At 47.0% G+C, this 20,473-nt stretch carries 23 protein-coding genes; 7 read left to right on the forward strand and 16 right to left on the reverse strand.

Annotated elements, in window-relative coordinates:
• Nucleotides 1-148 precede the first annotated feature (148 nt).
• From KNQ07_RS05010 to acnA, 9 genes are all read right to left on the reverse strand, one after another.
• Nucleotides 149-814: a copper homeostasis protein CutC gene (locus tag KNQ07_RS05010; RefSeq protein ID WP_214765156.1), complete on the reverse strand. Its 666-nt coding sequence runs from the start codon at nucleotides 812-814 to the stop codon at nucleotides 149-151.
• Between the two features lie 25 nt (nucleotides 815-839).
• A complete protein-coding gene (locus KNQ07_RS05015; RefSeq protein WP_012370050.1) occupies nucleotides 840-1,604 on the reverse strand; it encodes a DeoR/GlpR family DNA-binding transcription regulator in 765 nt (254 codons plus the stop codon).
• Nucleotides 1,605-1,806: 202 nt separating this feature from the next.
• The gene (plsY, locus tag KNQ07_RS05020) at nucleotides 1,807-2,427 is read right to left on the reverse strand and encodes a glycerol-3-phosphate 1-O-acyltransferase PlsY (protein WP_012370049.1); all 621 of its coding nucleotides are present in this window, start codon (nucleotides 2,425-2,427) and stop codon (nucleotides 1,807-1,809) included.
• A 17-nt stretch (nucleotides 2,428-2,444) separates the two neighbouring features.
• Nucleotides 2,445-3,410, reverse strand: a complete 966-nt coding sequence (locus tag KNQ07_RS05025; protein ID WP_214765159.1) for a M15 family metallopeptidase — start codon at nucleotides 3,408-3,410, stop codon at nucleotides 2,445-2,447.
• 95 nt (nucleotides 3,411-3,505) lie between these two features.
• A complete protein-coding gene (locus KNQ07_RS05030; RefSeq protein ID WP_012370047.1) occupies nucleotides 3,506-3,940 on the reverse strand; it encodes an acyl-CoA thioesterase in 435 nt (144 codons plus the stop codon).
• Between the two features lie 12 nt (nucleotides 3,941-3,952).
• Nucleotides 3,953-6,196, reverse strand: a complete 2,244-nt coding sequence (locus KNQ07_RS05035; protein WP_214765160.1) for an AAA family ATPase — start codon at nucleotides 6,194-6,196, stop codon at nucleotides 3,953-3,955.
• Nucleotides 6,197-6,271: 75 nt separating this feature from the next.
• Complete coding sequence (locus tag KNQ07_RS05040; RefSeq protein ID WP_114596152.1) at nucleotides 6,272-6,979, reverse strand: hypothetical protein; 708 nt, start codon at nucleotides 6,977-6,979, stop codon at nucleotides 6,272-6,274.
• A gap of 196 nt (nucleotides 6,980-7,175) precedes the next feature.
• Nucleotides 7,176-7,640, reverse strand: coding sequence for a DUF3939 domain-containing protein (locus tag KNQ07_RS05045; RefSeq protein WP_214765162.1), 465 nt, complete (start codon nucleotides 7,638-7,640; stop codon nucleotides 7,176-7,178).
• Between the two features lie 66 nt (nucleotides 7,641-7,706).
• Nucleotides 7,707-10,430, reverse strand: coding sequence for an aconitate hydratase AcnA (gene acnA, locus KNQ07_RS05050; protein ID WP_214765164.1), 2,724 nt, complete (start codon nucleotides 10,428-10,430; stop codon nucleotides 7,707-7,709).
• Between the two features lie 255 nt (nucleotides 10,431-10,685).
• Here acnA and KNQ07_RS05055 point away from each other — a divergent pair, with 255 nt between their 5' ends.
• On the forward strand, nucleotides 10,686-11,180 hold the full coding sequence (locus tag KNQ07_RS05055; RefSeq protein WP_214765166.1) for a hypothetical protein: 495 nt from the start codon (nucleotides 10,686-10,688) through the stop codon (nucleotides 11,178-11,180).
• A gap of 141 nt (nucleotides 11,181-11,321) precedes the next feature.
• Here KNQ07_RS05055 and KNQ07_RS05060 read toward each other — a convergent pair whose 3' ends face one another.
• Together KNQ07_RS05060 and KNQ07_RS05065 are read right to left on the reverse strand one after the other, a co-directional pair.
• Complete coding sequence (locus KNQ07_RS05060; RefSeq protein WP_214765167.1) at nucleotides 11,322-11,561, reverse strand: hypothetical protein; 240 nt, start codon at nucleotides 11,559-11,561, stop codon at nucleotides 11,322-11,324.
• A 65-nt stretch (nucleotides 11,562-11,626) separates the two neighbouring features.
• A complete protein-coding gene (locus KNQ07_RS05065; protein ID WP_214765169.1) occupies nucleotides 11,627-12,376 on the reverse strand; it encodes a nucleotidyltransferase domain-containing protein in 750 nt (249 codons plus the stop codon).
• A 114-nt stretch (nucleotides 12,377-12,490) separates the two neighbouring features.
• Between KNQ07_RS05065 and KNQ07_RS05070 the strand changes: the two genes are divergently transcribed.
• The 5 genes from KNQ07_RS05070 (at nucleotide 12,491) to KNQ07_RS05090 (ending at nucleotide 15,904) form a co-directional block, all read left to right on the forward strand.
• Nucleotides 12,491-12,841 (forward strand): hypothetical protein, encoded by a 351-nt coding sequence (locus KNQ07_RS05070; protein ID WP_214765171.1) that lies wholly within the window; start codon nucleotides 12,491-12,493, stop codon nucleotides 12,839-12,841.
• Between the two features lie 49 nt (nucleotides 12,842-12,890).
• Complete coding sequence (locus KNQ07_RS05075) at nucleotides 12,891-13,628, forward strand: alpha/beta hydrolase (protein ID WP_214765173.1); 738 nt, start codon at nucleotides 12,891-12,893, stop codon at nucleotides 13,626-13,628.
• Between the two features lie 179 nt (nucleotides 13,629-13,807).
• Entirely contained in the window at nucleotides 13,808-14,242 is a 435-nt protein-coding gene (locus KNQ07_RS05080; protein ID WP_012370037.1) for a MarR family winged helix-turn-helix transcriptional regulator, read from the forward strand.
• 57 nt (nucleotides 14,243-14,299) lie between these two features.
• On the forward strand, nucleotides 14,300-15,283 hold the full coding sequence (locus tag KNQ07_RS05085; protein WP_214765175.1) for a ring-cleaving dioxygenase: 984 nt from the start codon (nucleotides 14,300-14,302) through the stop codon (nucleotides 15,281-15,283).
• 78 nt (nucleotides 15,284-15,361) lie between these two features.
• Nucleotides 15,362-15,904: an NADPH-dependent FMN reductase gene (locus tag KNQ07_RS05090; RefSeq protein WP_251135838.1), complete on the forward strand. Its 543-nt coding sequence runs from the start codon at nucleotides 15,362-15,364 to the stop codon at nucleotides 15,902-15,904.
• An 89-nt stretch (nucleotides 15,905-15,993) separates the two neighbouring features.
• Here the strand turns inward: KNQ07_RS05090 and KNQ07_RS05095 are convergent, their stop codons facing one another.
• From KNQ07_RS05095 to KNQ07_RS05105, 3 genes are all read right to left on the reverse strand, one after another.
• Nucleotides 15,994-16,254, reverse strand: coding sequence for a hypothetical protein (locus KNQ07_RS05095; protein WP_214765354.1), 261 nt, complete (start codon nucleotides 16,252-16,254; stop codon nucleotides 15,994-15,996).
• 281 nt (nucleotides 16,255-16,535) lie between these two features.
• On the reverse strand, nucleotides 16,536-17,165 hold the full coding sequence (locus KNQ07_RS05100; protein ID WP_251139480.1) for a hypothetical protein: 630 nt from the start codon (nucleotides 17,163-17,165) through the stop codon (nucleotides 16,536-16,538).
• 23 nt (nucleotides 17,166-17,188) lie between these two features.
• Entirely contained in the window at nucleotides 17,189-17,686 is a 498-nt protein-coding gene (locus KNQ07_RS05105) for a cysteine hydrolase family protein (RefSeq protein ID WP_214765179.1), read from the reverse strand.
• A 114-nt stretch (nucleotides 17,687-17,800) separates the two neighbouring features.
• Here KNQ07_RS05105 and KNQ07_RS05110 point away from each other — a divergent pair, with 114 nt between their 5' ends.
• Nucleotides 17,801-18,292: a GNAT family N-acetyltransferase gene (locus KNQ07_RS05110; protein WP_214765181.1), complete on the forward strand. Its 492-nt coding sequence runs from the start codon at nucleotides 17,801-17,803 to the stop codon at nucleotides 18,290-18,292.
• A gap of 99 nt (nucleotides 18,293-18,391) precedes the next feature.
• Here KNQ07_RS05110 and KNQ07_RS05115 read toward each other — a convergent pair whose 3' ends face one another.
• The gene (locus KNQ07_RS05115; RefSeq protein ID WP_214765183.1) at nucleotides 18,392-19,102 is read right to left on the reverse strand and encodes an N-acetylmuramoyl-L-alanine amidase; all 711 of its coding nucleotides are present in this window, start codon (nucleotides 19,100-19,102) and stop codon (nucleotides 18,392-18,394) included.
• A gap of 110 nt (nucleotides 19,103-19,212) precedes the next feature.
• Nucleotides 19,213-20,403 (reverse strand): RtcB family protein, encoded by a 1,191-nt coding sequence (locus KNQ07_RS05120; RefSeq protein ID WP_214765185.1) that lies wholly within the window; start codon nucleotides 20,401-20,403, stop codon nucleotides 19,213-19,215.
• Nucleotides 20,404-20,473: the final 70 nt, after the last annotated feature.

The raw sequence follows: 20,473 nt of genomic DNA on the forward strand, positions 1-20,473 counted from the left end.
TAAACGGCTTGGCTCCATTAGAATACAGAGCTCAAGCCGTTTAAAAGATTTTTATTATTTATCCTGTCTACTTGACGGGGAGCAGTTCAGATTCAAATCTGCCCTCTTTTCTCATAAGGTTAACTGTTACGCCAACGAATAACTTTGATTAACGTGCCAGCAATTGTTTTAACGCTTTGACCTTCTCCGGATCGACTTGACCGTCGACGAGGACAGCGGATCCGACATGTAACTCGGTTGCGTTCGTTGCATTAAGTAATTCTTCCGCCCGCTCGACTGTGATACCGGAACCCGGCAAGACAATCAGGTCAGGGTGCTGTTCGATTAGTTCGGCGATGACAGCCTGACCTTCCAGTGCCGTCGGTTGTGCCCCGGACGTCAAAATCCGGTCGACTTCCGGAAAATCAGCCAGGACTTCCGCAGCTTCCAGGATGTCCCGACTGCTGTCGATCGCCCTGTGGAACGTTAGCGACAAGTCGCCTTTATGTTTAATAATCCGTCCGAGGAATCCTTCATCAACACGTCCGTCTGCCGTCAATGAACCGACGACGATTCCGGCTGCTCCGAGTTCCCGAATCAAATCAATGTCCGTGATGATCGTTTCCTGATCGGCTTTCGAATAGACAAACGATTTACTGTGCGGTCGCACGAGGACGTGGACCGGAATCTCGACCGAAGACAAGACCTGCCGGATCAATCCGTAACTCGGCGTCAATCCGCCTTCTGATAAGGCCGAGACGAGTTCCAGCCGGTCGGCTCCCGCCCGCTCGGCGGCTGTTGCTTCTTCTACTGTTGCTGCAATGATTTCTAACATGATACATCCCTCCCGCCCTAGTGTATCATGAGACGACGGTCCAATTCACCCGTTCATTAAACAGCTTCATCTCCCAAGACGGCGGATAGGTCGAGGGACTGAGAACGATTTTAGCGCGGCGGAATTCCGCGACCTTATATTTCCGGTTGCCCTCGAATTCGTCACACGCCAAAAAGGCATAGACATCCTTTGTCCGACCGATGATGGCTTTTTGAATCAACGACGACTCGATGTCATCACTGACGAATCCCCGCTCGATCTCGGCTCCGTCGAACGTCAAAAAAGACGCGTCAAACGCATAGGCATCAAGCGCCTGCAAGACTTCGACCCCAACCGTCTGTCCATATGAATCGACGGTTCCGCCGAGTAATCGTATTTCGCCGTGGAACGGTCCCGTTTCCCGGCACTGTTCGAGATGACTGGCAATCGACAACGAGTTCGTGACAATCGTTGCGCTGCCGCTCAAGTACGGTAACAGATGTTCGACCGGCTCCCCTTTGCCTAAAAAGATGCAGGAGTAGTCCGCCAGCCAACCTTTCGCATAACGCGCCAGCCGACGGGACAATTGATCGGTCCGTCTTGAAATCGGCGATTCTTGTTTGCCGCCTTGGTAGATTGCTCCCCCGTAAACCCGCTTCAGTTGTCGTTCCCGCTCGAGTTCCTCGAGATAACGCCGGACAGTCTCCCCGGAGACATCCAGACGGTCAATCAAATCCTTCGTCATGACTTTTCCTTCTTCTTCGAGCCATTGCATGATTTGTGATTTTCGTTCCTCTCCTAATAACGACACATGAACTACTCCCTTCACAGACAAGTACTACTTCTAGTGTAGCGAACGTCTGTAAAGGTCTTGTAAATCCGGTGTAAAAAAACGTGTAATTCCTATGAAATGTTGTTGAATTCGTTTATTTTTCAGATTAACAAGATATTCACAAAAAAAAACGGATCCTCCTGTCCTTCCTTTACAGAAGAACAACAGCATCCGGTTGAAATCAATCGGTGTCTTTTTTATCTTTCGCAAACATACCAATCTTTGATTCCGTCCCTTGACGGATCCGGCTGATATTTTCACGGTGTTTAAAGATGACGAACAGCGCAAGAATCGTAAAGAACGTCGGGACGATCCAGTCCTGCTCGACGATACCGATCGTGATGGCAGCCACGATACCGATGCTTGCTGAGACGATTGAGCTGAGTGAAACCATCCGGCTCAGTCGTAACGTCGTCAAAAAGGAAATCAACAGCACCAGGAACAGAATCGGGCTCGTCACGAGCAGCATCCCGCCGGACGTCGCGACGGCCTTTCCGCCTTTGAACCTGGCAAAGACCGGATAAATGTGTCCGACGACGGCCGCTAGACCCGCAAACAGCGGATGCAGTTCGGAAGCAAGCAGAATCGGCACAAGACTGGCGACTGCCCCTTTGCCGAGATCACCAATCAAGACGATGATCCCCGCTTTTTTTCCTAGGACCCGGAACGTGTTCGTCGTCCCGAGATTCCCGCTGCCGTGCTGCCGAATATCAATGCCGTGTCCCCATTTTCCGACAAGCAGAGCAAACGGAATCGAGCCGAGTAAATAGCCTAAAATTAAAATCCCGATGATTTCAATCATGGTCAACCTCCAACGTATTAGTGACCGACCTTCATATATTCTTCGAGAGTCTGCCCATTATTTTTAATTTGTGTGGCTGGACCGACACCAACATACCGGATGTGCCATGGCTCATACGTGTACCCAGTCCGCGACTGGAACCCACGGTCGTACCGGACGATGAATCCATACTTCGCTGCGTTGTTCGCAATCCATTTTCCTTCTTTTGTATCTCCGAGTTCTGCCGTCAATCCATTCCCGACACTTGGTGCCGAGATATCGAACACAAGTCCGGTCTGGTGCTCACTGTGACCAGGACGGGCCGAATATTGATCGGCTGCCGCTTTTCCGTCACGGGCGACGTAGTTGTTGTAGAGAACCGTCTGACGTGAACCTGAACGGAATCCGCTGACAGCGTTCAGTGTCACACCATCGGCTTTCGCATCAGCAAACATTTTTTCCATTTGCTTCGCTGCCGGTGCCCGCATGTAACTTTGTTCGAGAACGCCTGAATACGAGAAGCTGACATTTGGCACGACTAAATCCGACGGTTTGTAATCGATCGGCAAGCTGTACTTTTTGTTGACGACGACTAACTCACCCAGTGACAGATCGGCTTTTGTATTCGATTTATCGACGTCCGGTGTTTCGGACTCCGGTTTCGACGGTTTGGCCGGTTCCGGATCCTGAGCGGAATCGGTTTTCCCATCGTCTTTTTTATCGGCCGCTTTCTCTTCAGCTGCTTTTTGATCGGCCGCTGCCTGTTCTTCTGCTTTTTTCTCAGCTTCCGCTTTCGCGTCGGCTTCTTTTTTCGCTTCTGCCGCTTCTTTTGCTTCTTTTTCTTTCGCTACTTCGGCATCACTTTTTTCAGAATCTGAAGTGGCCTTTTCGTCTGCGCTTTTATTCGCCTGTTCGGTTTTTGAGTTGTCTTGCGCTTCCTGATCCCCAGGGTTACATCCTGCAAGGAGGAGCGCCAATGTGCTGACTGCTACGATTTTTTTCATTTTTAATTCCCCGCTTCCTTGGTGCTATTCTATGTTACCTCTAATCGACTGATTAGAAAAGCCCTCACGCAAGAAATCCTGCTGAGGGCGGAGGCTTAATTTGAGATGAGTGCAGCATCCTCGGTACGCATTTGTTCGTAAATCGCGTGCCAGTTCGGAAAGACTTTTGGTAAACGGATCGGACGGAAGTTTTCTTTTTTGACGACGACATGCGACGTTTTTCCTGCGACCGCCAGTTGACCGTCGGCATTCTTGACTTCATAGCCGTAAATCGTCCGCAGACCGTCATAATGATCAACCCAGACGGACACCTGTGCTACGTCACCGTACGTCAATGACCGTTTGTAATCGAGATTCACGTTCGTGACCGGCGAGACATATCCGGCTTCTTCCATTTCCTTGTAATCAAGTCCGAGTGACTTGATCAGTTCCGTCCGTGCAATCTCAAAATAAACGAGATAATTCGAATGATAGACGATGCCCATCATATCGGTTTCAGCGTAACGGACTGGTATTTCAATCGTGTACATGTAGCTTCCCCCTTAAAAATCCTCTTTTTCAAGATAGGACCATTCTGAACCGGTTAAGCTAAGTTTGTCAATTAATCGGACGGATTGCTTCGCAATGGCCCGTTCGACGATCGTAATCGCGGCACGGGCATTTCCGTTCGGGACGGTTTCGATCATACCCTCAAGCGTATCTTTCGCTTCCTCCGTCAACTGATACCCATACTGGGCGGCGTAATTAACGATGATTTCGATCAGCTCGTCTTTCGCGTAGTTCGGGAAATGGAATTCGCGTTTAAACCGGGATTTCAGACCCGGATTGCTGGCGAGCAACGCCTGCATCGGCTGCTCGTAACCCGCGAGGACGACAACCAGATTATCGGCATGTTTCGTCATCTCGTCGACCAGCGTATCGATCGCTTCCTTGCCGAAATCGTTGGCACCCCCGTTTAACGCGTACGCTTCATCGATGAACAGAACACCGCCGAGCGCATCACGGATGACGTCCCGCGTTTGTTGCGCGGTCTGACCGACGTAGCCCGAGACAAGATCGGCCCGGCTGACGACTTTCAAGTGGCCCCGCTTCAAGTAACCACACTGGCGGAGGACATCGGCATACAAAGCCGCGACGGTCGTTTTCCCGGTTCCGCTGTTGCCGCTGAAGACCGCATGCAGTTCGACCGGCAACACTTTAAATCCGGCTTCCTGGCGGCGCTTCTGCATCGACAACAGGGCTTGGATCTGTTTGATTTCCGCTTTCAGCGGCTGTAATCCGACCAATTGTTCGAGTCGTTCCTCAACGGTATGATCATCTGAGGCAACAAGTTCAAAATCAGCTTGTTCGAGCAAAGCAAAATCTTCATGACTGGCACTTTCCCCGAGACTGGCCCCTTTTTTAAAGATCGCATCGAGGACGATATTTCGGACAGCGCGTCCGTTACCGAAACTGGCGTCGACCCGTTCGCGTTCGAGCCGGGACAATAACGCCCGCTCGGCCTGCTCCGTCAGGACATAATCGTTGACCGTTGCAATGGAACGTCCGATTTCAAGCAGTTCCGTATCGGTATAATCCGCGAGCAGATAATGATTCGATTCCGGGAAACGGCTCCGCAGACCAGGGTTCGCTTTCAGGAAATCGCGCATTTCTTCCGGATACCCGGCCAGAACGACGGCAAACCGGCCGGCGTATTCCCCGCTCGTCATCGCGGCAACCAGCGTATCAATGGCTGCCTGCCCGTAATCGTTGCCGCTTTGTCCGGCCCGTTTTAAGGCGTAGGCTTCATCGATGAACAAGACACCGCCAACCGCTTCCCGGACTTTACTCATGACCTGTTCTTCCGTCTGACCGACGAACGCACCGACGAGCGACGAGCGATCCGTCTCGACGACTTCCGGCCGTTCGAGCAGACCGAGTTCGTGATAGATTTTTGCCATCAGCCGGGCAAGCGTCGTCTTACCGGTTCCCGGATTTCCCATGAAAATCATGTGGAGTGACGGCTGATCACTCGAGCGGTAGCCGTCTGATGTCCGTTTTTGCTGATATTTCAAGAAACGGTACATCTGATGCACACGCAGTTTGATATCATCGAGACCAATCATCGCGTCGAGTTCCTCAAGCGCCGACCGTTCAACCTGTTTGATTTCTGCCGGCAACAAGGCGACGACCCGGCGCAGATCCTGCAATGCCGTCGCTTTCAGTTCCGTCATCTCCCGAAAAGCGTCACGGGAATAAAACCGTTCCTGCAGACTGTCGAGAAATTCCGTCGCAATCTGTTCGAGCGACGCGCTCGACAACAGCAATGCTTTACCGGCTTCAAACAGTTCCGACCAACGCGCCGTATCCATCCGGCGCAAGCGTTCCGTCTGTTCGACGACCTGTTCCGTCTCATGCAGGATTTGACCCGCTTGTTGGATCAATTCCTTTGTCGCGGACCGTTTGGCATTGGCATTGTCTGTCTCGCGGATCGTCGGGAAGGTATTCGCGACCAGTAACTGATAACTGCTCTGGAGCTGCTGTTCAATCAGCAACTGTTCAAGCCGTTCCGGCAGCCGGTCGTGCTGGCGGATTTCCTGCATCCAGCTTTCGGCCAGGGCATCGATCCGTCCCGTCATGATGTAACGGTGTTCGACGAGTAAAGCTAAAATCCGGACTAATGCTTCTGTTTCCTGTAATAGGCGGCTGCTTTGGGCATAACGTAAGGCGAGAACTTCTTCGACCTTCGCCCCGTTTTCCCAAGCCGTAATTTGTTTGAACATCTCCTCTTTTGAGAACGTCTCCATGTTATCTTGATTCCTCCCGCTTCTCGAAAAAACCGACTGTGGTCGTCACGGTGTGACACTCCAGTCGGTCTGTCCTCATTTAGCTTTTAACCAGTTTGGATCGAATGTATCCAGTGTCTCGATTTTTTTCATCTTGACCGAATAAAAAAGTTTTCCATTGTTACGTGACTCGGCTCCAAGTACTTTCGACCGGTCGGACGCGACATAGTAGGTCGCTTCTTCCGCATTGTCGTCCTTATCGAAGAACGATGGATACTGTTTGATCCATTCTTTCGGGACTGTGCTTGCCGGCTCTTTTTTGACGTAAACGTCAGCCGCATTTCCGGCGATATCGGCTTCGCCTTCGACTTGACCAAAGTCACCATTTTCGATGAACTTGATGATTTGTTCGTTAAAGCCGCGTGACAAGAACGGACGCGGTGCGCTGACACTCTTGGATGCTTTCGTTTCGTTCAACAATTTTCCGTCAGCATCGTATTCGCGGAACATCTTCCCGTCCCAAATCGCCATCGTTCCTTTCGATGGTCCGTCGATGACTTCTGTCCGGAAGTGGCCTTTGTCATCAAAAACGACTTCATATGTCCGCGTCTCGAGAGCGTCTTCCGTCGTCGACAGTTTCTTTTCGACGTACTGAATCCGCGACATCGTGTAAAACGGTTTGACCGGAGCAGCTTTATCTTCATTAGCGGTCTGTGTCTTATTCAAAAGGTAAAAATTATAGGCAAGGAGTATCGCCATTGCCACGATTGCGACTGCAATCCATGTGCTCGTTCGTTTCGTCATGCCATGTACACCATCCTAGATTTGTCTCGTTTCATGTTAATGGTATCGGTTTTAGGCTTAGAATACAAAGGGTTTGTCCAAGATTCCTGCATTTCCGAAGAAATACGTCAGACTTTTGAACAATTGATTCTGTTTTTTAGAAAAGCAGCCGGTTCATCAAAAAACCGGACTGCCCGTTCAGAGCAATCCGGCTGCGTTAATCGGTTTTCGGTTCGAGCGAGACGATCATCGATTCATCGACCAGGTAATAGAGATGTTTCGGCAACTCCCGTAAATAGCCTTGCTCAAACAGCTTTGCACAATCGACCTGGAATGTCTTCGAGTGCGGTTTGAGCGGTAATTTCCGTTCTTTTTCGAAATACCGGTCGACTGCAATCTGGACATGATCCATTTCATAGACCGTCAAATGATCTTTCGCTTCCATGATCGTAAACGTTTCCCGTGACATATAGAAGACCTGCGTCGAGCGGGCACCGAGATAGGGCGCAAGTTGCGTTAAATCAATCCGTTGTTCTTCATCGAGCAGAATCGTCCGGTTCGTCCCTTTCGGCAACGCCAGTTCAAAATCGTGCGTCGCCCGTTTGACTTCATCGAGCGTGACGTCGCGAACCGGCAGCTCGAGTTCTTCTTTTGCTTGAAACCATTTCTTGAATCGGTTCACGGTCTCGCCCCTTTCTGCATCAAAAAAGGTGGGGTTTCCCCCACCTCAAACGTTAATGTAAACGGTTTAGTTTTGCAAGCGTTCGCGGAGAACCATTGGTAAGATTCCGCCGTGACGGTAGTAATCGATATCGACTTCCGAATCAAAACGAGCGATTGCTTCGAACTTCGTGACTTTTCCGTCTGCAGCTGTCGCTGTAACTTCGACGACGTCACGCGGACGAACCGACTCGTCGATCGCGATACTGATTGATTCTTCGCCTGTTAAGCCAAGCGATTCAGCTGATGTGCCGGCTGCGTATTGAAGCGGCAGGACACCCATCATGACGAGGTTGGAACGGTGAATCCGCTCAAAGCTCTCTGCGATGACGGCTTTGACACCAAGAAGGTTTGTCCCTTTCGCTGCCCAGTCACGTGATGAACCCATCCCGTAATCTTTACCGGCGAGGATGACAAGACCTGTACCATCTTCTTTGTACTTCATCGCAGCGTCGTACATCGCCATCGTTTCGCCTGTCGGCCAGTACGTCGTGAAGCCGCCTTCTGTACCCGGAGCGACCTGGTTACGGATCCGGATGTTCGCGAATGTTCCGCGCATCATGATCTCGTGGTTACCACGGCGTGAACCGTATGAGTTGAAGTCTTTTGGTGCGACACCTTTGCTGACAAGGTATTGTCCGGCTGGTGTCGTTTTCGAGAATGAACCGGCTGGTGAGATGTGGTCTGTCGTGACAGAATCCGCAAACTTACCGAAGACACGGAGATCGTTTAATGCTTCGACGTGACCGGCTTCTTTCGCCAAGTTCTCGAAGAACGGCGGGTTTTGGATATATGTCGACTCTTCGTCGAAGTCATACTGATCGCCTGTCGGCACATCAAGGTTGTTCCAGCGTTCGTTTCCTGTGAAGACCGAGTCATACTCGGCACGGAAGCTTTCCGGTGTGACGACCGTGTTGATGATCGTTTGAATCTCGTCACGTGACGGCCAGATGTCCGCGAAGAAGACTTCTTGTCCGTCTTTGCCTGTTCCGAGTGACGCGTTCATGATGTCCACGTCAACCGTTCCGGCAATCGCGTACGCGACGACGAGTGGTGGTGATGCCAAGTAGTTGGCTTTCACGAGCGGGTGAACCCGTCCTTCGAAGTTCCGGTTTCCTGAGAGGACAGACGAGACAAGCAGGTCTGATCCGAGGATCGCGTTTTCGACGGCAAGGTCAAGTGGACCCGAGTTTCCGATACATGTCGTACACCCGTAACCGACTGTGTTGAAGCCGAGTTGATCGAGGTACGGTTGAAGTCCTGATTTCTCAAGGTAATCCGTAACGACTTTTGATCCAGGAGCAAGTGATGTCTTGACGTATTTCGGAACCGTCAATCCGAGCTCGATCGCTTTTTTCGCGACGAGTCCGGCACCAATCATGACGTATGGGTTTGATGTGTTCGTACAGCTCGTGATGGCTGCGATCGCGAGGTCTCCCGTACGCATCTCAACCGCTTCGTCTTCGAATTGAACGACCGCGACTTTGTTTGCTTCTTCTTCCGCAAGACCAAAACCGGCGTTTCCTTGTGGTGCTGTCAACGCTTTTTGGAACGACGTGTGCACGTCCGTCAAATCGATCCGGTCTTGTGGACGTTTTGGTCCGGCAAGTGCAGGAACGATTGTCGACAGATCAAGTTCAACCGTCTTCGTGAATGTTGGATCTTCGTTTTGCGGCGTGTAGAACAAGCCGTTTGCTTTTGAGTAGTTCTCGACTTTTTCGATCAAGTCTTCGTCACGGCCTGTCAGACGGAGGTACGTCAATGTTTCCGTATCCACCGGGAAAAATCCGCAAGTTGCGCCGTACTCAGGTGCCATGTTGGCGATTGTCGCGCGGTCAGACAATGACATCAAGTGAAGGGATGGTCCGAAGAACTCAACGAATTTACCGACAACGTTTTGTTGACGCAACATTTCCGTCACGCGAAGAGCAACGTCTGTCGCTGTTGTTCCAGGGTGCATTTCACCTGTGATGCGGACACCGATAACTTCAGGAACCGGGAAGAATGACGGTTGTCCGAGCATTCCTGCTTCCGCTTCGATTCCACCGACACCCCAACCAAGGACACCAAGTCCATTGATCATCGTTGTGTGAGAATCCGTTCCGACGAGTGTATCCGGGTAGACATCAACCGAACCGTCTGCTGTTTCTTTTTCAAGAACGACAGATGCCAAGTACTCGAGGTTAACTTGGTGGACGATTCCTGTTGCAGGCGGTACAGCACGGTAGTTATCGAATGCTGTTGTTGCCCAGCGTAACAATTTGTAACGTTCTTCGTTCCGTTCGAACTCAAGATCCATGTTTTCAGCGAGTGCACCGGCAAATCCGTAAGAATCGACTTGAACCGAGTGGTCAACGACGAGATCAACCGGAACTTCCGGGTTGATGACTGATGGATCTCCACCGAGGTCCTGCATCGCTTTACGGAGTGACGCGAGATCGACGACCGTCGGAACGCCCGTGAAATCCTGTAAGATGACGCGTGACGGCTTGAACGGCACATCGATATCATTCGATACTTGGGCAGTTCCCCATTTCGCCAAGTTTTCGACATGCTCTTGTGTAATCGAACGACCGTCTTGTTGACGAAGGACGGATTCAAGCAGCACACGGATTGAATACGGAAGACGTTTGACTTCCGTCAGACCGAGTTCTTCCAATTTTTCAATGCTGTAATAGTTGTAATTTTTACCGTTTGCTTCAAACGAACGGCGTGCACCAAACACGTCTTGCGATGGTTGCGTTTGCTTCATGCTGATTCCCCCTTTAAGTGTTGACGACATCAAGCCCCTGATACCGCTTACTTGTACAGCTCTATCATAGTATAATATGAGCCCCGTTACAATTTGAAAGAACAAAAGACCTTCAATAAGTTTTACTTATCTCCTAATTGAGAAGCTATATCAATCATATGCTTACAACGGCACACCGTTTCTAGTTTTTAATGGTTCTGTTACGGGTACAAGTAAATTGTAGAACGACATCAGAACTTTCTGGAGGCGGAAATTATGGCACAATATAAAAATGATGCAACTCACGTCGTCACGACGATTATTTTCAACGATTTGGAAAAAGCAAAAACCGGATTTGAAATGATCAAGGACCTCGAAGCGATCAAAGAGATTGAAATGGAACAGATGGTTCTCGCCGAACGCAATGAGACGGACGGCTTCTCCTTCATCGATGCGATCGACTTCACGCAACAGGATCAATCGTTTAAAGGTTCGTTGATTGGGATGGCCGTCGGCGTTGTCGGTGGACCTTTCGGCATGCTCGTCGGTTCCGTCGCCGGATACCTGATCGGGGCGAACCGTGACGAAAAAAACGAACGCGATTCGTTTGATCTGTTTAACCGGACACTCAACCAGATCAATCCCGACCACTACGGCGTCATCATCATCAGTGAGGTCAACGAGGATTCGGAAGCGATCAACGCGATTGCGGCGGAACTCGGAGCAACCGTGCGCCGGACCGGTGAAACGTTTACGGATGAGACGGTTTAATTAAAAAATATTGTTGCTTCGTCCCCTGTTGTTTGGGGGGCGTTTTTGTGTTCCACCAAATTTAACACGAGTCATTAGTGATTCTTACTGGCAGTCAAATATCATTGTTCCTAAAAATTCGTGTTCTTATTGTAAAACACCTTAGATTTCACCGAATGATTCTGCCGGTCGAATGGTTATCTTTTTTTCTACGGCATTGATTGAAATGACGCAATCCCATGTTGGTTTCAATTGAAGGACTCCTTCTTCATCCACCCAAAGCACAGCATTTAATTCTATAAAGCCACCCATTTCTACCATTTTCTTAGCTTTCTCATCAATGACAGCATGGAGTTCTTCACTTAAACTGACTTCCCAGTCTAAAAATGTATTGGTTTTCATATAGAATCTCCTTTTTTACGTCTTTTTTTAACAGAACAAGAAATCTCTCGCGTGGCAGATAACCGTTAAACAAAAGTTAACGCATATCGATGCAACAACTCACGTAACCATTCATCTGAAAGCTCCATCTTGTCAGTGGACTTCGCTAAATCCTCGATCAGTATGTTCTCAGGAAAATACAGACGCAGTATAGATAGGCTGTCCTCAATGGTGGACGCAAAACTTTGATCTTTTACATTAACGTGCAAGTAAGCGCCACGAATCATCCGTTTTACAAGGGATCTTTTTCCTATCCGAGTCATCTCGCCGGCCTCTAGTTTTTCATGAGCCATTCGTAGCTGAACGGACAAATCCCGATTCAAAGCACGACTAATCCGCACGTCCGGTTTCATATCTGGAAATTGATCAGATAAGTCGAAACCATCTATACAGGAACAAACATGACGTATCCAAAAGCCCCATTCGTACAGATTCTCAGGACTGAGCACTGTATCAAGGATGCCTATGTCGTAATCAACTTTAATAATTTCAGGATGCCGCTCCAACAAGTCTTCTGTTTCTTCTCTTAAAGCGTCAATGTGAACAGTCTCTTTTACAATAACCGTCAAATCTAAATCCGATTTTCCTGCAACGGCTGTGCCGCGACCGATACTGCCATATACGTATACGCTGTGAAGTACTTCGCCAAACTGTTTTTTCAACAAGCCTATCACTTCGTCAATGACAGGACGATACATCACTTGTATACGCATTCTACTCGTTTGATTAATAATATAGCCGGCCTCATCGGTGCCAAGTCGTGTAGGTAATTGCATTTTATCGACACCTCCAACTCATTTCTGTTAATGAAAATTCAACATCATCTACGATAACCATTGGTAAATTGATACAATATTATCATATGTACTCAAAGGAGAATGAGCTCAGATATGTCAGATGAAAATTATACCTATTTGATAGAGGAAATCGAAAATCTGAAATTTCACAATCGTACGTTATTGACTTTACTCGGAAATTTACATCCGAATGCAATGGAAGATACGACGATACATGAAGCAGTCATCCTGTTCGATCTCTCAAAAAATGATTTACGAAAGTTAAAAGACTTAATAATTAATTATGATCAAAACCGCTTTGCTTTTGAACAAAAAGCATTACTGATTAATCCCGTCTTCAGCAAAGACAACTTACTTTTTCTAGTAAACTCTCTTGTTAACTCCGAGATGCTTACTACTATCGGTAATACCATCTTAACTGACTATAAAGTGAAGGCGAACTAACGTACATATATAAAAATAAGAACTATGATGAAATGAGGAATTCCTTTCTATGAAATTATTACCTCCAAAACCCTTTTATTATGAAGGTGGAAAAAAAGCTGTTCTGCTCTTACATTCCTTCACCAGTAATCCGAATGATATGAAAAAGCTTGGAAGCTATTTGCAGCAAAATCAGTACTCCTGCTACGCCCCGACACTCAGTGGACATGGTCTGCCGGCAGAAGAACTTCTGAACTACGGACCAGCCGACTGGTGGCAGGATGTTCTTGACGGTTACCAGCTACTGAAAGACAAAGGATTTGAACATATAGCAGTCGTCGGTCTCTCACTGGGTGGTGTTCTTGCTTTAAAAACAGCACAGGAGTTGCAGATCAACGGTGTAGTCACCATGTCCGTACCCATGTATAAGGAAGCAGGCGTCCTAAAGGAACGAATTGTTTATTACGCCAAACGCTATAAACAACTCGAAGGAAAAGAGGACCAGCAGATTGCATCTGAAATGGCTGAACTGGATCACCTCCCTTTTGAATCGCTGACCCACTTCGAACACCTCATTAATCAGACGAGAGATCAGTTGGCACGTATTACCTCGCCTGTTCATGTCCTGTACGGGGAAATGGATGACCCCTCGTACAAGACGAGTGCCGAGAAGATTTTCCAAAGCGTAACTTCGGATCAAAAAACGATTAAAGGATTTGCGCATTCGAAACATTTAATGACGTTAGGGAAAGACATGAACGAAATCAACCAAGACATTCTTACTTTTTTAAATGAACTGAAATGGTGAAGTATTCCCCCATCCTAAAGGCAACCCGTACGATACGGGCTGCCTTTTTTCATGCTGCTGTATGAATCTAGGCTCTTGTAATCAGAAACCAATCAAAACAATTGACGCCATAAAAAACAGATGGTATATTTATCTCGAATTAAAGATATATGAATTGAAGATAAAAAGAGGTGAACGAAATGGAACAGCCGAATCCGAACTTAAAAGCACTGACAGTCATGGTTCGCGCAGTCGACGCGCTTCATGAAGTCATCAAACAGGATGTTGCGAAGTCCGGACTAAATCCGACTGATTTTTCCGTACTCGAGTTGTTGTATCACAAAGGAAGGCAACCGATTCAGCTGATTGGGAAAAAAGTATTGATTACCAGCGGCAGCATCACCTATGTCATCGATAAGCTCGAAAAAAAGAACTACGTCGTCCGCCAAGCCTGTCCGGAGGATCGGCGCGTGACATTTGCGGAACTCACCACAGAAGGTCAAACGTTAATGGATACGATTTTTCCGGAACATGAACAAGCCATTAATCAGGTTTTCCAAGGGATTGACCAGGCGGAAATTGAATTGTTCATTAAGACTGCTAAAAAAATAGGCTACCAAGCCCAAAATAATTAAATTTTTTTACCTATATATCTCGAATTCGAGATAATAACGATTAAGGGAGCGATTTAGATGAATGAATTAAAAGGAATCCACCACGTCACGGCCATCACAAGCAGTGCCGAGAAAAACTATGAGTTCTTCACAAACGTCTTAGGCATGCGTTTGGTCAAGAAAACTGTTAACCAGGACGATATTCAGACCTATCATTTATTCTTCGCTGACGATAAAGGATCAGCCGGTACCGATATGACGTTCTTCGACTTCCCGGGCATTCCAAAAGGAACACACGGAACAAATGAAATCTTTAAAACCGCTTTCCGCGTGCCGACGGACGAAGCACTCCACTACTGGATCAAACGATTTGATAAATACGATGTGAAGCATCGTGGCATTAAAGAACAGTTCGGTAAGAAGACCCTCTCGTTCGTCGATTTCGATGACCAGCAGTATATGCTGATTTCAGACGAGCATAACGAAGGCATTGCCTCCGGAACTCCGTGGCAAAACGGTCCGGTTCCATTAGAATTCGCCATCACCGGTTTAGGTCCAATCCACATCCGGATTGCCGAATTTGACCGGTTAAAAGAAGTCTTAGAAAAAGCGATGCTGATGCGAGAAATTGATCAAGCAGGATCACTGCATTTGTTTGAAATGGGTCAAGGCGGTAACGGAGCACAGGTCGTCGTCGAACATAACCTCCTCCTTCCGAGCGGACGCCAAGGATTCGGAACCGTCCATCACGTGGCGTTCCGGGTCGAAGATACAGCCGCTTTAAATGAATGGATCGAACGGATGCACAACTTACAATTCAACACATCCGGCTACGTCGATCGTTTCTTCTTCGAATCGTTGTATGCACGTGTCGCACGCGGCGTCCTGTTCGAATGGGCAACAGATGGTCCCGGTTTCTTGGGTGATGAGCCGTATGAAACAGTCGGAGAGAAATTATCGTTACCACCGTTCCTCGAATCGCAACGTCAACAAATCGAACAAATGGTCCGTCCGATTGATACCGTCCGAAGCACGCGAACAATCGAAAAAGAATATCTTTAATCCGGAGGAATTAACTTGAATATCTTCAATAAATTATTTGGTTCAAAGGAAACATCACAACAAGAGGAGGAAACGAACATGACAAAATTAAACATTGGGATTATCTTGGGATCAACACGTGAAGGCCGCTTAAGCCCACAGGTCGGGAACTGGGTGAAAGAGCTGGCGGACAACCGCGGAGACGCCAACTATACGATCATTGACATCGCCGACTACAAATTGCCGCTGCTCGGCGAAAAGGACGGCGATGCATCCGGTGCAGCTGCATGGTCTGAAGCGATTGCCGCTCAAGATGGATTTGTGTTCATCACACAGGAATACAACCACTCGATTGCCGCTTCCTTGAAAAATGCCCTCGATTATCTCCGTGTCGAGTGGAACAACAAAGCAGCCGGTATCGTCTCCTACGGTTCAGTCGGCGGCGCACGCGCAGCAGAACATTTACGCGGTATTTTAGGCGAATTATTGATCGCAGACGTCCGGGTCCACCCTGCCCTCTCGCTGTTCACTGACTTTGAGAATGGAGCTGTATTAAAAGCGGCACCGGTTCAAGCAGATTCCGTTAATCAAATGCTTGATCAAGTCATCCCTTGGGCTGGCGCTTTAAAAACGATTCGTTGATTATTCAATCGCGTTATTGATGTTGAAGAATGTTTGAATAGAGACAAAAAAATGAGAGAATTCCTTATCTTTGGGAGTTCTCTCATTTTTCATTTATTGTCTTCCGTCCACGTATCGACATACGAAACCACGTACTCTTTTTTCGTTCGACTGTACTTCGTTTCGAAATAATAGAGGACATTCTCTTTCTGGTTCAAGACAGAATAAGAATACGTCTTGTACGCTTTTGGAAAAACAGGCTGTTTTTTACCAAAATCAGTCGAGAATACTCCCACTTCTAAACTTTCAGGGCGAAGCCCTAGTGCAAGTGGGAGATGAATCGTCTTCGGGGAAGGCGTGTCTTGCGACACGTTAATTGCCCGACACTCCTGGTTTGAAAGCAATTAAAATCAGGAATAAAAAAAGAGTCATGTTCTTTGAAAACTGAAGATATAGGGTTGTGACAGGAAGTTCGTCTGTCACGTAAAATCTTCAACGTTCACCTTGCGGATGACCGAAGTAGCGAAAACCAAGCAGAGTAGGAATCCGCATAAAAGAAACGGACAAGATCAACGTTCAACCGTCGGGACGACGGGGTTAGCCTGATAAATTTTTGACCGCTAGGTTGAATAACTCAGGAATCCTCCACCTCTTAGCGAAGCGTAGGTGGAGGTAGTTCAACGGCTTGCTTTCCGACTTTTGAATAGTCGATATACGCGACTCTCTCATGTTTCCCAATCCCTGTTCCCGTCAGCACGCCATCCAACTGTTTTTTCGTCATCCCTTTTTTAATCTTTTGATCGTTATAGACACGTTTGGAATTGAAAGCAGATGAGTCAAACCAATGTTTTTCGACGAGTTTTAACTGCTTACTGTGTTCTTTTGATTTAAATACGAGCAACATGCGGACGGTTTGGAACGTCACTTCATCCGGATTGTCCGATTCATTCGATACCTTTGCATCTGGGTACAGATAGAACTCATACTTCAAATATTTCAGCTTTCCACTTTTATCGTATGTGTTGGAATCGTTCAATTCACCACTGCACAAAAGATTCACTTTTACCTCATCTTCCGGGCGGTCACACAGGTGTTTTTTGTAGCTTTTGCCATACATGACTTCCGCAACACTGGTCATCGATGCGTTCAATTTCAGCTTATTAAAGATGTCGTGTTGCGTTTCTTTTTTCGTTTTTGCCACGGTTTCATTTGGTGAATAACTTGTCAACATCAGACCTAATGAAACGGATAAAACAACGAGTGACTTGATGACGTTTTTCATGTTAACACCCTCCTTCAACAACGTTAATCAACCGAAAGTAAATCATTGAATTGAACAATGTGACTGCCCTTTTTCGCATAGTATTCAATCATTTCCGGAAGTTTCTTTTTATCGTAACTCGTTATGCCGTCCGTGATCACCGTCACACCGTAATCCAGTTTACGTAAGTTAAAACAGGTCGATTTGACACAAGCCGTCGCGTCTCCGCCGGTCAGATAAAAGTCGGTGATGTCGTTTTGCTCAATGAATGCTGTGAACGCTTCACTTGTTAAGGCATTCCCCTTATATTTTGTGAATACATGATCTGAAACGATGTTTAAATCAGGTGCTAACTCGGCACCACGCGTCCCGGTTTTAAACGTTCTGGTTCCGGCCGATAAATTCTCGTGCCGGATGTAGACCACATGCATGTCCTGTTCGACCGCCCAATCGATTGACTGATTGATCGTACCGATAACTTCTTTGTAGTTTTTTGTCATGTCATTTTGAATATCAATGACGACTAAGGCTTTCTTTTGCATGTAAACTCCTCCTGAATTAATGAACGGATTTTTAGTTTTGATGATGTTTTGCTTCTGATTCGGATTGGATAACGTACACTTGAGGTAAGAAGCAAATTCAAGGAGGCATGCCCCGTGAAAGAAAAATATTACTTTGACGTCTTTCCTGAACTGACGAGCGAACGGCTCCTCTTAAGAGAAATCCGGTTAAGTGAAGCGAACCACATGATTGAGATTACGGTCTATGATGGTCACCAGGCACAGAACAGCCGGGATGTCATCCGGATTTTGAGTCAGATTGCCCTCGATTACCTCAACGGGGACGGCATTACGTGGGGACTGTATTTAAAGTCGACCGGCGAATTCATCGGCAACTGCTGTTTTTGCAGAGGCTATCAACATAACATCGCCGAAATTGGGTATGTATTAAAACCGGATTTTCGGGGTTACGGCTATATGACAGAAGCCGTTAAAACAGTTACCCGGTTCGGACTCCAGGACATGAAGGTCTCACAGGTTTGCGCCTATACCGAGCTTGAAAATCACGCCTCGCAATCCGTGCTTCTAAAAGCCGGATTCACGACAGGTATTTGCGATCAAGACAGTCATCAGTTTATTTTCAGATAGTCTTAAAAGTAGATATTCTCCATAAAAAAATCACCAAAGTAGCTTGATGCATCAAATTACTTTGGTGTACATATATAAAAACCTAAACGTGTCATTTGTTCACTTTAATGAACTATCAATTCCTTTTATCATTCCATCTACTAATTTTTTTTGATAACTACTTGATGATAATTTTTGATCCTCGGAGACATTAGACATGAATCCCATTTCTACTAAAATAACCGGAGTAGTGGACCAATTGAATCCAGTCAAATCTGTTCTTGGAACTAATCCAGTTCCATAACTTTTTTTAGCTTTCGTCGTATCAATTAAACTTTTTAACATGAGTGATGCACTTTTTTTACTTTGAGAATTAATTGAAACTGTTGACTTACTATTTGGATAGAGAACAGAAATCCCCTCTACTTTACGATCAGTACTACCATCAGCATGAATTCTGACAGTCAATTTGACTTTTTTTGAATTACAGTATTTTGCGCGTTCCGCGTTACTTATGTTCACGTTATGCGATTCTCTAGTCATATATACTTTATAATTTTTCTTAAGTAATTCCTTCTTTAATTTTAATGCAACTTCTAAATTCAACTTATATTCCGGTAGTTTTGTTTTAACTCCGATCGTTCCAGATGTGACCTTAGCTTTCATTACTTTGGAATTCGGAGCAACAGGTTCTTTTTCTAAGTTCTGCTTACTTTGATGTCCTGGGTCGATACAAATCGGAATATTTTTAGAAGAAGATTTCGCACTCGTGTGCGTGTATGACATTCCTAAAATGAACATCGACACAAAAACGATAAAAAATTTTTTCATTTAATTCACTCCCTGCTTATCAATATCTTTTATCGTAACAAAAAAAGCTATTATTAACCTTTTAAAGTAAAAAATATACTTTCTTTCAATTACCTTCAAGAGTTATCGTTTTACTTCGCCTTAAAGTTATAGAGCGGCTTGATGACTTTGAGTAATTCGACCGTATCCATTGTGTTCCGGATGATTTCCTCCATCGGCTTATAGACGAATGGTGACTCATCACGTGTCGATTCGACGACCGAACTCGACCAGACGTCCTGCATCGTCGCTTCAAACTCTTTCAGATCAACGGATTTAAAGGCTTTCGAACGGGACATGATCCGTCCTGCCCCGTGTGGTGCCGAATAGTTCCAGTCCGGATTGCCTTTTCCTTTGACGATCAGTGAACCGTCGCGCATGTTCATCGGAATGATGGCGACTTCACCGGCTTGCGCCGAAATCGCGCCTTTCCGGAGAATCATCTGCTCGAGATCGATGTAGTTATGGATCGTATCGAACTGTTCCGTGACCGACCAGCCCATCGCTTCAACAATGACCTCCGTCATCGCTTGACGGTTCAGTGCCGCGTAGCGTTGGGCGATCTTTAAGTCATGCAGGTAGTTGTCCATATCGGAACCGGACACGTACGCTAATTCTTTATTGGTTTCATTGAATTGACTCTTCAGCTCGACCAGAGTCGATTGGATGTCCTGCTCCCGTCCCTGTTCTTTCAGCGAGGCGACGATCGCCTTGGTATCGACGGTGAATTGTGACGCTTCCGCCAACTTTTGATAATGCTCGGCAATCGTTTTTCCGAGATTTCGGCTGCCGGAATGAATCACGAGGTAGAGATTGTCTTCCTCGTCTGTATTCAGCTCGATGAAATGATTCCCGCCGCCTAACGTGCCGATCGACAATCGGGCGCGTGTTTCGTTAAACGGTGCCAATACTTGATCAAACGGAATCTGTTCCGATAACCGGTGCGGCTGATTACGGACGGACATGCCGCTCGGAACCAGTGCCTGAATCGCAGCATCCAACTTCTCATAATCGACGCCGGCTGTTCCTTCACGGTTGATTTGTGTACATAACATGCCGCAGCCAATGTCGACACCAACGAGATTCGGAACCACTTTATCGTGAATCCGCATCGTCGTGCCGATGACCGAGCCCTTGCCGGCGTGACAATCGGGCATGATGCGGACATTGCCGCCGACAGCAATGTTTTCGTTCAGCATTCCCGTCACCTGCTCAATCGTCATGTCATCGACATTGTGTGTAAAAATCTTCGCTTCGCCGTACTTTCCGCGAATCGTCTTCATTTCATCCTCCCCCTTACCTTCCTGTCTCTTGTTCTAGTATCCTATAAAATCCCTTTTTTAACAATTCGTT

This window comes from Exiguobacterium sp. s145, assembly GCF_018618835.1.
Classification (GTDB): domain Bacteria; phylum Bacillota; class Bacilli; order Exiguobacteriales; family Exiguobacteriaceae; genus Exiguobacterium_A; species Exiguobacterium_A artemiae.

Coding starts and splice junctions, on each gene's coding strand:
- KNQ07_RS05010 (WP_214765156.1), bottom strand. CDS start 814: ATGTTAGAAATCATTGCAGCAACAGTAGAAGAAGCAACAGCCGCCGAG.
- plsY (WP_012370049.1), bottom strand. CDS start 2,427: ATGATTGAAATCATCGGGATTTTAATTTTAGGCTATTTACTCGGCTCG.
- KNQ07_RS05025 (WP_214765159.1), bottom strand. CDS start 3,410: ATGAAAAAAATCGTAGCAGTCAGCACATTGGCGCTCCTCCTTGCAGGA.
- KNQ07_RS05030 (WP_012370047.1), bottom strand. CDS start 3,940: ATGTACACGATTGAAATACCAGTCCGTTACGCTGAAACCGATATGATG.
- KNQ07_RS05035 (WP_214765160.1), bottom strand. CDS start 6,196: ATGGAGACGTTCTCAAAAGAGGAGATGTTCAAACAAATTACGGCTTGG.
- KNQ07_RS05040 (WP_114596152.1), bottom strand. CDS start 6,979: ATGACGAAACGAACGAGCACATGGATTGCAGTCGCAATCGTGGCAATG.
- acnA (WP_214765164.1), bottom strand. CDS start 10,430: ATGAAGCAAACGCAACCATCGCAAGACGTGTTTGGTGCACGCCGTTCG.
- KNQ07_RS05055 (WP_214765166.1), top strand. CDS start 10,686: ATGGCACAATATAAAAATGATGCAACTCACGTCGTCACGACGATTATT.
- KNQ07_RS05060 (WP_214765167.1), bottom strand. CDS start 11,561: ATGAAAACCAATACATTTTTAGACTGGGAAGTCAGTTTAAGTGAAGAA.
- KNQ07_RS05065 (WP_214765169.1), bottom strand. CDS start 12,376: ATGCAATTACCTACACGACTTGGCACCGATGAGGCCGGCTATATTATT.
- KNQ07_RS05070 (WP_214765171.1), top strand. CDS start 12,491: ATGTCAGATGAAAATTATACCTATTTGATAGAGGAAATCGAAAATCTG.
- KNQ07_RS05075 (WP_214765173.1), top strand. CDS start 12,891: ATGAAATTATTACCTCCAAAACCCTTTTATTATGAAGGTGGAAAAAAA.
- KNQ07_RS05080 (WP_012370037.1), top strand. CDS start 13,808: ATGGAACAGCCGAATCCGAACTTAAAAGCACTGACAGTCATGGTTCGC.
- KNQ07_RS05085 (WP_214765175.1), top strand. CDS start 14,300: ATGAATGAATTAAAAGGAATCCACCACGTCACGGCCATCACAAGCAGT.
- KNQ07_RS05090 (WP_251135838.1), top strand. CDS start 15,362: ATGACAAAATTAAACATTGGGATTATCTTGGGATCAACACGTGAAGGC.
- KNQ07_RS05100 (WP_251139480.1), bottom strand. CDS start 17,165: ATGAAAAACGTCATCAAGTCACTCGTTGTTTTATCCGTTTCATTAGGT.
- KNQ07_RS05105 (WP_214765179.1), bottom strand. CDS start 17,686: ATGCAAAAGAAAGCCTTAGTCGTCATTGATATTCAAAATGACATGACA.
- KNQ07_RS05115 (WP_214765183.1), bottom strand. CDS start 19,102: ATGAAAAAATTTTTTATCGTTTTTGTGTCGATGTTCATTTTAGGAATG.
- KNQ07_RS05120 (WP_214765185.1), bottom strand. CDS start 20,403: ATGAAGACGATTCGCGGAAAGTACGGCGAAGCGAAGATTTTTACACAC.